Source organism: Halobacterium sp. CBA1126 (assembly GCF_009741975.1).
Lineage (GTDB): Archaea > Halobacteriota > Halobacteria > Halobacteriales > Halobacteriaceae > Halobacterium.
Map to the genome: position 1 here is coordinate 1 of NZ_WPCF01000074.1, position 13,120 is coordinate 13,120.

16 protein-coding genes and 1 pseudogene are annotated in these 13,120 nt (G+C 69.4%); 10 read left to right on the forward strand and 7 right to left on the reverse strand.

The window, feature by feature from the left end:
* Positions 1–932: ATP-NAD kinase family protein (locus GJ634_RS10670; protein ID WP_157502778.1), on the forward strand; the 932-nt coding region annotated here is incomplete at its 5' end.
* On the opposite strand, the gene GJ634_RS10675 is transcribed toward GJ634_RS10670, so the two are convergent.
* On the reverse strand, positions 929–1,099 hold the full coding sequence (locus tag GJ634_RS10675) for a DUF5786 family protein (protein ID WP_157502779.1): 171 nt from the start codon (positions 1,097–1,099) through the stop codon (positions 929–931). The genes GJ634_RS10670 and GJ634_RS10675 overlap by 4 nt on opposite strands.
* Positions 1,100–1,229: 130 nt before the next feature.
* On the opposite strand from GJ634_RS10675, the gene GJ634_RS10680 reads away from it, so the two are divergent.
* Positions 1,230–2,258, forward strand: a complete 1,029-nt coding sequence (locus GJ634_RS10680) for a phosphate uptake regulator PhoU (protein ID WP_157502780.1) — start codon at positions 1,230–1,232, stop codon at positions 2,256–2,258.
* On the opposite strand, the gene GJ634_RS16975 is transcribed toward GJ634_RS10680, so the two are convergent.
* Positions 2,251–2,598 carry a hypothetical protein gene (locus GJ634_RS16975; protein WP_394350890.1) on the reverse strand — a complete coding sequence of 116 codons (348 nt, stop codon included), beginning with the start codon at positions 2,596–2,598 and terminating at the stop codon, positions 2,251–2,253. The genes GJ634_RS10680 and GJ634_RS16975 overlap by 8 nt on opposite strands.
* Here GJ634_RS16975 and GJ634_RS16150 point away from each other — a divergent pair.
* Positions 2,503–2,739, forward strand: coding sequence for a hypothetical protein (locus tag GJ634_RS16150; RefSeq protein WP_231737022.1), 237 nt, complete (start codon positions 2,503–2,505; stop codon positions 2,737–2,739). The genes GJ634_RS16975 and GJ634_RS16150 overlap by 96 nt on opposite strands.
* 18 nt (positions 2,740–2,757) lie before the next feature.
* Here the strand turns inward: GJ634_RS16150 and GJ634_RS10690 are convergent, their stop codons facing one another.
* Positions 2,758–3,948, reverse strand: a complete 1,191-nt coding sequence (locus GJ634_RS10690) for an LEA type 2 family protein (protein ID WP_157502782.1) — start codon at positions 3,946–3,948, stop codon at positions 2,758–2,760.
* A 93-nt stretch (positions 3,949–4,041) separates the two neighbouring features.
* On the opposite strand from GJ634_RS10690, the gene GJ634_RS10695 reads away from it, so the two are divergent.
* Genes GJ634_RS10695 through GJ634_RS10710 form a run of 4 tightly spaced genes read left to right on the forward strand, consistent with a single transcriptional unit; the run spans position 4,042 to position 5,744 of the window.
* Positions 4,042–4,227 carry a hypothetical protein gene (locus tag GJ634_RS10695; protein ID WP_157502783.1) on the forward strand — a complete coding sequence of 62 codons (186 nt, stop codon included), beginning with the start codon at positions 4,042–4,044 and terminating at the stop codon, positions 4,225–4,227.
* Positions 4,228–4,266: 39 nt separating this feature from the next.
* On the forward strand, positions 4,267–4,494 hold the full coding sequence (locus GJ634_RS10700) for a hypothetical protein (RefSeq protein ID WP_157502784.1): 228 nt from the start codon (positions 4,267–4,269) through the stop codon (positions 4,492–4,494).
* A 37-nt stretch (positions 4,495–4,531) separates the two neighbouring features.
* Positions 4,532–4,945 carry a CoxG family protein gene (locus GJ634_RS10705; protein WP_157502785.1) on the forward strand — a complete coding sequence of 138 codons (414 nt, stop codon included), beginning with the start codon at positions 4,532–4,534 and terminating at the stop codon, positions 4,943–4,945.
* A gap of 1 nt (position 4,946) precedes the next feature.
* Positions 4,947–5,744: a carbon-nitrogen family hydrolase gene (locus tag GJ634_RS10710; RefSeq protein ID WP_157502786.1), complete on the forward strand. Its 798-nt coding sequence runs from the start codon at positions 4,947–4,949 to the stop codon at positions 5,742–5,744.
* 345 nt (positions 5,745–6,089) lie between these two features.
* Here the strand turns inward: GJ634_RS10710 and GJ634_RS10715 are convergent, their stop codons facing one another.
* Together GJ634_RS10715 and GJ634_RS10720 are read right to left on the reverse strand one after the other, a co-directional pair.
* The gene (locus GJ634_RS10715) at positions 6,090–7,604 is read right to left on the reverse strand and encodes an aldehyde dehydrogenase family protein (RefSeq protein WP_157502787.1); all 1,515 of its coding nucleotides are present in this window, start codon (positions 7,602–7,604) and stop codon (positions 6,090–6,092) included.
* A gap of 48 nt (positions 7,605–7,652) precedes the next feature.
* Positions 7,653–8,503, reverse strand: a pseudogene (locus GJ634_RS10720) (RIO1 family regulatory kinase/ATPase).
* Between the two features lie 275 nt (positions 8,504–8,778).
* On the opposite strand from GJ634_RS10720, the gene GJ634_RS10725 reads away from it, so the two are divergent.
* Together GJ634_RS10725 and GJ634_RS10730 are read left to right on the forward strand one after the other, a co-directional pair.
* Positions 8,779–9,921 carry an acyl-CoA dehydrogenase family protein gene (locus GJ634_RS10725; protein WP_157502788.1) on the forward strand — a complete coding sequence of 381 codons (1,143 nt, stop codon included), beginning with the start codon at positions 8,779–8,781 and terminating at the stop codon, positions 9,919–9,921.
* Positions 9,922–9,973: 52 nt separating this feature from the next.
* Positions 9,974–10,159, forward strand: coding sequence for a hypothetical protein (locus GJ634_RS10730; RefSeq protein WP_157502789.1), 186 nt, complete (start codon positions 9,974–9,976; stop codon positions 10,157–10,159).
* 55 nt (positions 10,160–10,214) lie between these two features.
* Here the strand turns inward: GJ634_RS10730 and GJ634_RS10735 are convergent, their stop codons facing one another.
* Together GJ634_RS10735 and GJ634_RS10740 are read right to left on the reverse strand one after the other, a co-directional pair.
* Positions 10,215–10,643: an adenylyltransferase/cytidyltransferase family protein gene (locus GJ634_RS10735; RefSeq protein ID WP_331714114.1), complete on the reverse strand. Its 429-nt coding sequence runs from the start codon at positions 10,641–10,643 to the stop codon at positions 10,215–10,217.
* The gene (locus GJ634_RS10740) at positions 10,640–11,122 is read right to left on the reverse strand and encodes a Mov34/MPN/PAD-1 family protein (RefSeq protein WP_157502790.1); all 483 of its coding nucleotides are present in this window, start codon (positions 11,120–11,122) and stop codon (positions 10,640–10,642) included. Before GJ634_RS10740 ends, GJ634_RS10735 begins: the two co-directional genes overlap by 4 nt.
* 132 nt (positions 11,123–11,254) lie before the next feature.
* On the opposite strand from GJ634_RS10740, the gene GJ634_RS10745 reads away from it, so the two are divergent.
* On the forward strand, positions 11,255–13,120 hold a 1,866-nt coding region (locus tag GJ634_RS10745; protein ID WP_157502791.1), incomplete at its 3' end, for a DHH family phosphoesterase.

A 13,120-nucleotide genomic window follows, 5' to 3' on the forward strand; every position in this document is an offset into this window, starting at 1 on the left:
CCCTCGACGCGCTCCGGGAGCGCTCGCCCGAGGCCGAGATTCTGGCGTACGGCGGCGAGATGGGCGCCGACGAGGCGCGCGCCGCGGGCTTCGACCCGGAGGTCGTCGGCGAGCCGGACGCCGAGGAGACGACCGCCGCGGACACGAAGGCCGCCGTGCGGGCGTTCGTCGACCGCGGCGTCGACCTGATTCTGTTCGTCGGCGGCGACGGCACCGCGACGGACGTCGCGGACGCGCTCGACGAGGCGGACGCCGACGTGCCCGTACTGGGCGTGCCCGCGGGCGTGAAGGTGTACTCGTCGGTGTTCGCCGTGCGCCCCGAGGCCGCGGGCCGGGTCGCCGCGGACTTCGAGGACACCGAGGCCCGCGAGGTCAACGACATCGACGAGGAGGCCTACCGCGAGGGCGAGGTCCGAACGCGGCTGCGGGGGGTCGTCGACGTCCCGGTCGCGGAGGACCTCCAGTCCGCCAAGCAGGTCCACGCGGGCAGCACGGACGCGCTCGCGGAAGCCGTCGCCGAGGAGGTCGAGCCCGGCGTGACGTACGTGCTCGGGCCCGGGGGGACGCTGGGCGACGTGGCGGACGCGCTGGGCGTCGACGGCTCGCCGCTCGGCGTCGACGTCTACCGGGACGGCGAACTGGTCGTGCGGGACGGCGGCGAGGACGAGATTCTGGCCGCGCTCGGCGACGAGAACGTCGTCTACGTCTCCCCCATCGGCGGCCAGGGGTTCGTGTTCGGCCGGGGGAACGACCAGATCTCGCCCGCGGTCGTCGAGCGGAGCGAGGTGCGCGTGCTGGCGTCACCGCGCAAGCTCGACGAGACGGGCGTGCTCCGCGTCGACACCGGCGACGAGGGCGTCGACGAGTCGCTACGGGGCTGGGAGAAGGTCAGAACGGGGCGCTTCGAGACGCGGCTGGTGAAGGTCGTCTAGTCGTCTTTCATCGACTGCAGCTGGTCGATGAGTTCGTCGCTGTCGGCGTCCGAGTCGAAGCTGACGCTGCCGTCGTGGTCGTTCTCGTGGACGTTGACCCCCTTGTCCTCGTCGGTGTCCACGTTCTGGTCTTGCTGCTCGGACTCGTCGTAGCTACCAAAACCCATGTCTCCGTCGAGGGGCCGGGCGGGCAAAAGGCTCCCGGAATCCCCGACGGGCGTGCGTGGCCGGCACACCCTTAGGCAAGTATAAGGACGGAGGAGTAAGACTAAGGTCGTTCCAGCGCGTGCCGGACGTATGGAAACCCGGAAAGTCCAACGCCTGGGCCCGTCCACGCTCGCGATGACGCTGCCCGCGGAGTGGGCGCGCAGCCAGGACGTCGAGAAGGGCGACGAGGTCACCGTCCGCGAGAGCGGGAAGGGGTCGCTGACGGTCACTCCGGAGTCCGCGCACGGCGAGGAGACCGAGGCGACGATTCACTCGGAGAACTTCGACGCCGACGCCGTCGAGCGCGCCATCGTCGGCCAGTACGTCCTCGGCCGCCGCATCATCCACGTCGAGAGCGAGGACGCCCTCGACTCCGAGCACATCAACGCCGTCTACAAGGCCGAGACCCAGCTCATGGGCCTCGGCGTCGTCGAGGAGACCCCCGAGCGCATCACCATCCGGTGTTCGGTCGACCCCGAGGACTTCGACCTCGACAACCTCCTCGAGCGCCTGGAGAGCACGGGCTCGACGATGCGCGAGGAGGCCGTGAAGGCGCTCGCACACGGCAGCCCCGACATGGCCCAGCGCGCGCTCAACCGCGAGCGGCAGGCGAACAAGATCTTCGTCCTGCTGCTGCGGCTCATCTTCACCGCCTACCAGAACCCGAACCTCGCGCGCGCCGTCGGCCTCGACGACGGCTTCCCGCTCATCGGCTACCGGTCGGTCGCGAAGAACCTCGAGCTCACCGCGGACAACGCCGAGGACATCGCCGAGATCGTCCTCGAGACCGACGGCAACACCCTCGAGGTCGAGCAGTCGACGATGCGGCGCATCCGCGAGTTCACCGACCAGGTCGACGAGATTACCGCGGCCGCCGTCGACGCCGTCGTCGCCCGCGACTACGACGCGACCGTCGAGGTCCGGGACCTGTTCGCGGAGCTCGGCGACCGCGAGGGCGACATCCTCGCGGACCTCCCGGAGATGGACAACGACGACTTGCTGGAGGTGCGGGAGGTGCTCGTGAGCCTCCAGCAGACCGCCCAGTACGCGATGCGGAACGCCGAAATCGCGGCGAACCTCGCGCTCAACGAGCAGTCCAGCCACACCACCATCAGCTAGTCTTCTCGCCCCGCAGGGGGTTCCGCGACGCCAGCGTGCACGGGAACTGCGGGTGTTCGGCGAAGTGCCGGACGAGCATGTGCCGCCGGGACCCGGTGAAGCCGTCCGCGGAGAGCGTCTCCGCGTCGAACGTCTCCGGGAGGCGGTCGAACAGCCCGCGGAGCTCGGCGAAGCTCTCGAAGACCACCGAGTTGCCAGCGGAGTCGGCGCCGCGGCGCTCGACGACGTAGCTGCCGTCCTCGCGGTGGACGCCCGCGGTGCGGAAGAACTCCTCGCGGCCCGTCAGCGCGTCGCCGACGGCGTCCCGGAGTTCGGCGGCGTCCTCGCGGGAGAGTTCGATGGTCTCGCCGCCGACGGTGACGCGGAGGTCGGCGCCGTCCGGTTCGACGTCGATCGACTGTTCAGACTGGGAGAACGCGACCAGGAGCGCGAGAACTCCGGTTCATGTGCGGCGAATGCGCGGCGGTCGACAAAAATCTAACTCTCGGCCGAAGCGGCCCTACGCCGCGGTCCCGCGGGCGAGCAGCCCGCCGTCCGTCGTCGTCCCGTCGCTGCTGGTAGTTCCGTCGGTCGTCCCGTCGTCCGTCGTGGTCGTCTCGTCGGTCGTGGTTCCGTCGGCCGTGCCGTCGCTGGTCGTGGTGCCGTCCTCGGTGGTGGTGCCGTCAGTGGTCGTCGTTCCCTCGGCGGTCGTCTCGTTGCCGGTATCGTCGTCAGTCGCGTTACCGCCGGCGCCGTCCTTGTTCCCGAACATGTCCGTCTCGATGGTCTGGGTGTACGTCATGTCGTCGAGCGGCACGCGAATCGTCTGCGTGGAGCCCGGCGGCTCGATCTCCGCGTAGAAGTCGATGCGGAGCTCCGTCGTCTGGTCGTTCTCCACGTGGGTCACCCACCACTCGTCGAGGTTCTCGTTGTCGATGACCGTCGGCGTGTCCACCACGCGGTAGGACTTCCCGGGGATGGTCTGGCCGTCCTCGGTCTCGCCCTCGCCGACGGAGACGTTGTTCATCGTAATCTCGTAGCCGACGTTCGAGACGACGACCGGCGACGTCTTCGGGTTGTAGACGCCGAACTCGAGGTCGATGGGCGTCTCCGCGTCGGTGACGGTGCCCCACGAGGCGTTCGTCTGCCGGACGACGAGCACGGGGTCCTCGACGAGCGGCATGTCCGCGTTCACGGGGCGGTCCTCGCTGGAGTTGAACTGCCCGAGGAGGTCCGTCTCGATGGAGCGACTGGCCGGTTGGAACGTCGCGGACCGCCCGACGAACCCGGGCTGGACGGTCGCGGACACCCCGAGGTCGGTCTGCTCGCCGTTGCGGACGTGGCTCACCCACCACGCGGGGATGCGCTCGTTGTGGAGGTACGTCGTCAGGTTCACCGTCGAGTTCCCGGTGCCGACGCCCACCCCGCGTTTGTCCCCGCTCGCCATCCGCACGTCGTTCATCGACACCGTGTAGTTCACGCTGGTGCCGCCGAGCTGCACCCCGACCGGGTTCGGGTTGTTGACGACGAGGTCGGTCTCGATTTCGGTCTGCGTGTCGTTGACCGCGCCGAACTCGTTGTCGATGCGCTCGACGCTCGGCACGCCGAGGAACCCCGCGGCGAACGCGCCGCCGACGGCCAACCCGAGGCCGGCGACGACCGTCACGGCGACCCGTATCGTGCTCCCGAACAGCAGCGCGCGGACGTCCATGCACGACTCGGAGTGCTTCCAGCGTGAAAGTCTGTCGGCCCGGGGTCGCACCGAGTAGAACCAGTTAAGGGACCCCACGCGCAACGCCCAGCCATGACGACTGGGTCCACGCAGGAAACGGACATGGGCATCGGCCTCGGCCTCGCGCTCGGCCTGCTCGCCGTCGCCGCGGCCGCGTACACGTTCGTCGCGCCCGGACAGTTCCAGACCGCACTCGGCTTCGCCGGCGCCGTCACGCTGTCGGCACTGTGCGTCGCCGCCCTCCACGTCTGGGGGTAACACAAGGGATAAACGGACAAAGTGCGTAGTTACGGGGTAATGACCGAGGAATACACCGACGAGGAACGCCGGATTCTGGAGTTCCTCCGCGAGAGCGTCGAGACGGGCGAGCGGTACTTCCGCTCGAAGAACATCGCGAACCACCTCGGGCTCTCCTCGAAGCAGGTCGGTGTGCGGCTCCCCGAGCTCGCGGAGAAGACCGAGGACGTCGACATCGAGAAGTGGAGCCGCTCGAAGTCGACGACGTGGCGCGTCGAACCCGCGTAACCGGCGGCTTTTTGCGGGCGGGCGGTCAACTCCGCGTATGACAGTTCGGGTCGAGCGGACGTTCGAGGTGTCGGCCGCCCCCGAGGACGTGTGGGCGTTCATCTCCGACCCCGAGCAGCGCGCGGGCGCCATCAGCGTCGTGGACAGCTACGAGCACGACGGCGACACGACGACGTGGCGCGTACGCCTCCCCATCCCCGTCGTCCGGTCGACGATCGCCGTCGAGACCCGGGACGTCGAGGTCGAACCACCGCGGTACGTGAAGTTCGTCGGGCAGTCCCGCATCTTCGACGTCACGGGCGAACACGAGGTCGAAGCGGCCGACGGCGGCTCGCGGGTGACCAACCGGTTCGTCGTCGACGGGAAGGTGCCGGGCGTCGAGCGGTTCTTCGAGCGGAACCTGGACGACGAACTCGACGGGTTACAGGAAGCCTTGGAGGCGGAGGCCTGAGATGCGCGTCGCACTCGCCCAGACCGAGGTCGAGGGCGCGGCGGTGGACGCGAACGTCGAGCGCGCGGTCGACGCCGTCCGCGAGGCGGCCGACGCGGGCGCGGACCTCGTCTGCCTCCCGGAGCTGTTCAACGTCGGCTTCTTCGCGTTCGACGCCTACCAGCGCGAGGCCGAACCGCTCGACGGCCCCTCCCTCTCCGCGGTCCGCGAGGCCGCCGTCGACGCGGACGTCGCCGTGCTCGCTGGCAGCGTCGTCGAAGACTTGGGCGAGACCGAGGGCGGCCCCGCCGAGGACGGCCTCGCGAACACGAGCGTGCTGTTCGACGGCGACGGCGAGCGCCTGCTCGCGTACCGGAAACACCACCTCTTCGGCTACGAGTCCGCGGAAGCCCAGCTGCTGACGCCCGGCGAGCGCGTGCCGACCGCGGAACTCGGCGGGTTCACGGCCGCGGTGACGACGTGCTACGACCTCCGGTTCCCGGAGCTGTACCGCGAACTCGTCGCCGACGGCGTCGACCTCCTGCTCGTGCCGTCGGCGTGGCCGTACCCCCGGGTCGAACACTGGAAGCTGCTGCCGCAGGCCCGCGCCGTCGAGAACCTCGCGTACGTCGCCGCCGTCAACGGCAGCGGGACGTTCGAGGACGCCCAACTGCTCGGGCGGTCGACCGTCTACGACCCGTGGGGGACCGCGGTCGCGAGCACGGGCGACCGGCCCGACGTCGTGTACGCGGACCTCGACCCCGAGCGCGTCGCGACCGTCCGCGAGGAGTTCCCGGCGCTCGACGACCGGCGGCGCTGACCGACCACCCGCGATACGTGAATTTAAGTGTCGTCGCGCGCTATCCCCAGGTGCCGGTAGTCGACGCTTTTCTCGTCGAACCGGCAAGAACCTCGCGTCCACGTCCGCTCCGCGTCCGCCGACGCGGCCGTGTCCCGGCCCACGGCCGCGGTCCGCGGGAAGTCAACCGCCACCCTTCCGCCTTCCTCTCTCCGAGTCGCGAGCGACTGCGCTCCGGAAGCCGACGTGGTGTCAGTCGTCTTCGGTCTTGATGTCCGCCGAAAGGCCCTGCAGCCACCAAGCCCTCACGCCTCACTGCGTTCGGCGTTCGCCCTTGGAGATTCCACCAGGACCGCTCCCGGCTGGTCAGTCGTCCTCGGTCTTGATGTCCGCCGAAAGGCCCTGCGCCATCTGAATGTCCTTGGAGTTGTTCAGCGTCCACGCGGTGCGCTCGGTGACGGCCTCGATGACCTCGCGGGCGCTGGGGTAGCCGTTGCCGGACTTCTTCACGCCGCCGAACGGGAGCTGGACCTCCGCGCCGATGCACGGGAGGTTCCCGTACGCGAGCCCGACCTCGGCGTTGTCCCGGTAGTAGTTGATCTGCCGGTAGTCCTCGGAGACGATGGCGCCGGCGAGCCCGTACGGCGTGTCGTTGTGGATGTCGACCGCGCGCTCGATGTCCCCGGAGTACTCCACGAGCGCGACGTGCGGACCGAACACCTCCTCGTTGAGACACCGCAGGTCGGGCTCGTAGTCGACCTCGTAGACGAACGGGCCGACCCAGTGGCCGTCCTCGTGGCCCTCGGGAATCTCCTCGGCGGGGAGGTCCGTCCGGTCGACGAGGACGTTCTCGGCTTCCTCGCGGGCGAGGTCGTTGTACTCCCGAATCTTCTCGACGTGCTCGGCCTCGATGGCCGGCCCCATGAACGTCGAGTCGTCCAGCGGGTCGCCGACCGCGACCTTCTCCGCGACCTCCACGAAGCGCTCTTTGAACTCGTCGTAGACGTCCTCGTGGACGATGAGCCGCTCGCTGGAGACGCAGCGCTGGCCCGTCGTCTTGAACGAACTCATCACCGCGGAGTGAACCGCGATGTCGAGGTCCGCCTCCTCGGTGATGACGATGCCGTTCTTCCCGCCCATCTCGCAGGCCGCGAGCTTCCCGGGGTCGCTGGCGACCTCCCGCGCGATCTCGTGGCCGACCTCCGCGGAGCCCGTGAACAGCACGGTGTCCACGCGGTCGTCGTCGACGATGGCGGCGCCCGCGTCGCCGTACCCCTGCACCAGATTGAACACGCCGTCCGGGATGCCGGCCTCCTCGAACATCTCCGCGATAATCTGGCCGCACCACGGCGTCTGCTCGGCGGGCTTCCAGACGACCGTGTTGCCCTCCACGAGCGAGACGGCCATGTGCCAGAACGGAATCGCGACCGGGAAGTTCCACGGCGTGATGCAGCCCACGACGCCGCGGGGCTTCCGGCGCATGTACGCGTCCTTGCTCGGAATCTCGGAGGGCACCACGTCGCCTTTCGGGTGGCGGGCGTCGCCGGCCGCCCACTCGACCATGTGCCACGCCTCCGTCACGTCGGCTTTCCCCTCGCTGATTTCCTTCCCGCACTCCTTGGTGACGACCTCGCCGAGTTCCTCGTGGCGGTCCTTCAGCTCCGTGTAGATGTCCCAGAGGTACTCCGCGCGGTCGATGTGGGAGAGCCCGCGCCACTCCTCGGCGGCGTCGTCCGCGGCCGCGGTGGCCTCGCGGACGTCGGCCTCGGTGCCGCGGTGGAACTCCCCGAGCACTTCGCCCGTGGCGGGGTTCTCGCTCTCGAAGGTCTCGGTGCCGTGACCGTCGACCCACTCGCCGTCGATGTAGTGCTGGTACGTCATCGGCAAAAACTGCGGGCGGCTCGCAGAAAAAGCTACGCTCCGAACCGGTCACCGGGTCGCGTCGCCGCGCCCGCTGGCGGCCTTCTCGATTTCGCCGGCGAGCGACGCCGCGTCGAAGGCGTGGTCGGGGCGAATCTGGACGAAGCTCAGGAAGTCCTGGGCGTCCAGCAGCGCAGCGGCGTTCTGCTCTCGCGTCCGCGAGCCGTCGCCCGGGTCGTAGGCGTCGACCGCGATCTCGACGACGGTGCGCGCGCGACGAGCGGTTCGAGCGCGGCGAGCGCGCAGGCGAGGTCGTACGCGCGAGCGCCCTCGAGGCCGTCGCCGGCGACGTTCGTCGCGTCGATGAAGTAGAGGTCGTCCTCGTAGACGAGGACGTTCTCGCCGCGCAGGTCGCCGTGGGCGACGCCGTTCTCGTGCATCGTCGCCAGCGCCGCGAACAGGTCGGGCGCGTAGCGTTCGACGTCGGCGGGCGAGAGGTCGTCCAGCGGCCGGAACTCCGGGAGGTACTCGAGGACGAGCACCCCGAACCCCTCGACCTCGAACGCCTCCACGGGCTCGGGCGCGTTCACGCCGATGTCGCGGAGCTTCCGCGTGGCCTCGAGTTCGTGTTCGGCCATCTCGACGGGGCCGTCGAACGGCTCGAAGAACCCCTCGCGGCCGCTGGAGAACGCGCCGAGGTTCCGCGCGCCCGTGAACAGCGCGTGGACGAGCGCGTTCTGGCCGGAGATGACCTTCACGAACCAGCGGTCGTTGACGACGCAGGGCGTCGACAGCCAGTTGTCCGTCTCGAGGAACGTCACCCGGACCGACGGCTGGTCGTAGCGGTCGGCGACCTCGCGGGCGACGGCTTCCAGCGAGTCCCACGGGACGGTGCCGCGGACGAACTGGCGGATGCTCACACCGAGGAGACGGGACGCGCGGGTAAATTTCCAGCGGGTGCGTGGGCGAGCGCAGCGAGGTCACGTTATCGCGAACGCGGAGCGGAGCGACGCGTGAGCAGCGTGGGCGACCGACGGGAGCCCACGTTACAGCGAGCGGTGACCGACGAGAGCCGCGAGCAGCGTGGCTGACCGAAGGGAGCCCCGAACACCGTGCTCGACACGAACAACACCGCTCGGGGAATCGTTCACGGTCGTTCCGGTGTGTTTATGCGCTCGGTGGCAAATTTTGACTCATGGACTTCGACCTGCCCGACGAGCACCGGATGGTGCGGGACACCGTCCGGGAGTTCGCGGAGGCGGAGATCGAGCCCGTCGCGTGGGAGATGGAAGAGGAACACCGCTTCCCGGCGGAGGTGTTCGACGAGCTCGCGGACCTCGACATGATGGGGGTGCCCATCAGCGAGGAGTACGGCGGCCTCGGCGGCGACCAGCTGATGTACTCGCTGGTCGCGGAGGAGCTCGGGCGGGTGTCGGGCTCCGTGGGGCTGTCGTACGCGGCGCACGTCTCGCTGGCGTCGAAGCCCATCGAGCTGTTCGGCACCGAGGAGCAGAAGGAGCGCTGGTTGCGCCCGCTGGCGGCGGGCGAGTACCTCGGGTCGTGGGCGCTCACGGAGCCGGACAGCGGCAGCGACGCCAGCGACATGGACACCACGGCGGAGCGCGACGGCGACGAGTACGTGCTGAACGGCACGAAGCAGTTCATCACGAACGCCTCGGTCGCGGGCAGCGTGCTCGTGAAGGCGGTCACGGACCCGGACGCGGGCTACGGCGGCATCTCCACGTTCATCGTCGACCCCGAGGAAGACGACGGCTTCGAGGTGACGACGGAGTGGGACAAGATGGGACTGAACGCTTCCCCGACGTGCGAGATCCAGTTCGACGACTGCCGCATCCCCGCGGACCGCCTGCTCGGCGAGGAGGGCGAGGGCTGGGAGCAGACGAAGAAGACCCTCGACGGCGGCCGCATCTCCATCGCCGCGCTCTCCACGGGGCTCGCGCAGGGCGCCTACGAGGCCGCCAAGGAGTACGCCGTCGAGCGCGAGCAGTTCGGCCAGCCCATCTCGGAGATCGACGCCATCCGGAACAAGCTCGTCTCGATGCACCGGAAGACCGAGCGCGCCCGGCTGCTCACCCGCAAGGCCGCGACGCGGTACGACGACGGCGAGTCCGTCACGAAGGAGTCCGCGCTGGCGAAACTCGACGCCAGCGAGGCCGCCCGCGAGGTCGCCGAGGACGCGGTGCAGACGCTCGGCGGCTACGGCTACACCACGGACTTCGCGCCCCAGCGGTTCTTCCGGGACGCGAAGCTCATGGAGATCGGCGAGGGGACGAGCGAGATTCAGCACCTCGTCATCGGTCGCGAGCTCGGACTCTGACCCCGAGCTGCCGTCAGATTCTTGGTCGACCAGCCGGACAGTACCGACTGCGATGTCCAGTGACACCAGCTCCGACGACGACAGCTGGGGTACCGACGCCATCCAGAACGCCTCCGACGAGCTCCGCGAGGAGCTCCGCGAGGCCAAACGCGAGGCGTCCGGGAAGAAAGAACAGGCGCTGGAGACGGCCGAAGAGTACATCGAGAAGGCCGAGGAGTCACTGAAGAAGCGGACGTAACTGGGTCCGCCGCGCCGTTCGCCGCTCCGCTCTGTTCCGTTTTCGCCGTTCTCGGTCAGTCGCGCTGGGCGAGAATCCGGTCGATGATGTCGCCCGTCGAGAGGAGCTCGTCGTCGTAGCGCTTCTCGCGGCCGGACGCGCGGCGGACCTCGCAGTCGACGCCGCGGTCGGCGAGTTCGGCCTCGATGGCGTCGGCGTCGTGGTGCTGGTCGTAGCCGAGCGCGATGACGTCCGGGTCGATCTCCTCGATGGGCGCGAAGATATCCGAGGGGTGGCCGACGCGGGCCTCGTCGACGGCGTCGAGCGCGGCCACGACGTCGCGGCGCTGGCGGTTCGGGAGTACGGGCGGTTCCTTGTGGGTGACGTTCTCGCGGCGCGCGACGATGACGTGGAGGCGGTCGCCCATCGCGGCGGCGTCCTCCAGGTAGTGGACGTGGCCGGGGTGGATGAGGTCGAAGGTCCCCTGCGCGACGACTCGTCTCACAGTTCCTCGTCGATGTCTTCCTGCGTGAAGTCGAAAAACGATTCGGGTTCGGGGAGCGGGACGTCGTAGACGTCCAGCGTCCGGGGTTCGCCCTCGTGGTCGAACGCGCGCCACGACGACCGGTCGTAGGGCGCGCCGAGGATGACGTGGACGTCGCCGCGGCCGAACGTCGCGCGGTCGGCGTCCGAGGGCTCGAGCACGCCGTTCGGGTGGGAGTGGACGCTCCCGACGGTCCGCATGTCGTTGGGGACCTGACTGGAGTTGAACGTCGCGCTCACGGGGTTGGTCTCGGTGCCCGGCACCATCAGCACGTCCGTGACGAAGTAGCCGTCGTCGGGGCCGACGTCGAACTCCTTGGCGGGCGTGCCGCGGAGCAGGCCGAGGTACTCGTTGGGGTGGCTGTCCTCGGCGGCCTCCATCGCGAACTCGAGGGCCTCCCGCGCGATGCCGACCACGTCGGGCCGCCCGCCGAACAACATACTACCGAGTCCGCGGCGGTGACTGTTGAGGCTTCCGGAACACCGCCGCGTGCGGGGTCCGCGTTCCCCGCGTTCGCACGCGAGACGCCCTTGAAAAGGGTTAAAAACGCCGGCGCCGAATTGAGGCCCAAGATGACTGACGCTTCCTCCGACGCCGGGGCCGACCGCCCGGTCGTCGTCGACCTCCACGCCTCGTGTACCACGCAGGAGGTCGAAGCCGGCGAGTACTACCACGCGACCGTCAACGGCGTCGTCGACTACGGCGTCTTCGTCGACCTCTCCGAGCACGTCTCCGGGCTCGTCCACGAGTCCACGTTCGACGGCGAACGGGACCTCGACGTCGGCGACGACGTCGTCGTGAAGCTCACGGAGGTCCGCGAGAACGGCGACCTGAGCTTCGAGCTGGCGGGCCTCGACGACTACGAGACGGTCGAGCGCGCGCACAGCTACGACCGCGTCGACGCCGAGACGGTCGGCGACCGCGTCGGCGAGACCGTCCACGTCGAGGGCGAGGTCGTCCAGATCAAGCAGACCGCGGGCCCGACCATCTTCCGGGTGCGCGACGAGACCAGCGCCGTGCCGTGTACGGCCTTCGAGGCCGCCGGCGTCCGCGCGCACCCCGTCGTCGAAGTCGGCGACCTCGTGCACGTGAAAGGCGACGTCGAAGAGCGCGAGGGCACGTATCAGGTCGAGGTCACGGCACTCGACGTGCTCGAGGGCGAGGACGCCGCGGACGTCGCGGGCCGGCTGGACGCCGCGCTCGCCGAGCGCGCCGAACCCGTCGACGTCGACCCGCTCGTCGACTGGCCCGCGCTCGAGGAGATGCTGCCGGAGCTCCGGTCGGTCGCGCGCACGCTCCGCCGCGCCGTCCTCGAGGGCCGCCCGATTCGGATGCGCCACCACGCCGACGGCGACGGCATGGCCGCCAGCGTCCCCGTCCAGTACGCGCTCACGGAGTTCATCGAGGACGCCCACCAGGACGCCGACGCCGCCCGCCACCTCCTCAAGCGCCTGCCGAGCAAGGCGCCGTACTACGAGATGGAGGACGCCACGCGCGACCTGAACTTCGCGCTCGAGGACCGCGCGCGCCACGGCCAGAAGCTCCCCCTCCTGCTGATGCTGGACAACGGCAGCACGGAGGAGGACACGCCCGCCTACGAGACTCTCGACCACTACGACATCCCCATCGTCGTCGTCGACCACCACCACCCCGACCCGGAGGCCGTCGACCCGCTCGTCGACGAGCACGTCAACCCCTACCTCCACGGCGAGGACTACCGCATCACCACGGGGATGCTCTGCGTCGAGCTCGCGCGCATGATCTACCCCGGCCTCACCGAGGAGCTCGAGCACGTCCCCGCGGTCGCGGGGCTCTCGGACCGCTCGAAGGCCGACGAGATGGCCGACTACCTCGAGCTCGCCCGCGAGGCCGGCTACGACGAGGAGTTCCTCCAGAACATCAGCGAAGCCCTCGACTACGAGGCGTACATGCTGCGCTACGACCCCGGGACGCAGCTCATCAACGACGTGCTGAACGTGAACGGCGACGAACAGCGCCACCGCGAGCTCGTCCCGTTCCTCGCGAACCGCGCCGCCGAGGCCGTCGACGAACAGCTCGAGGCGGCGACCCCGCACGTCGAACACGAGCGCGTCGCGAACGGCGCGAACCTCTACCGCATCGACGTAGAGAACCACGCCCACCGGTTCACGTACCCCGCGCCGGGGAAGACCACGGGCGAGATCCACGACGAGAAGGTCGAGGAGACGGGCGAGCCCGTCATCACCATCGGCTACGGGCCGGACTTCGCGGTCCTCCGGTCGGACGGCGTCCGCCTCGACATCCCGACGATGGTCGAGGAGCTCAACGAGGAGCTGCCGGGCGCGGGCGTCTCCGGCGGCGGCCACCTCGTCGTCGGCTCTATCCGCTTCGTCCCCGGGATGCGCGAGGCCGTGCTGGACGCGCTCATCGAGAAGATGGCGGAAGCCGAACTCGACGAG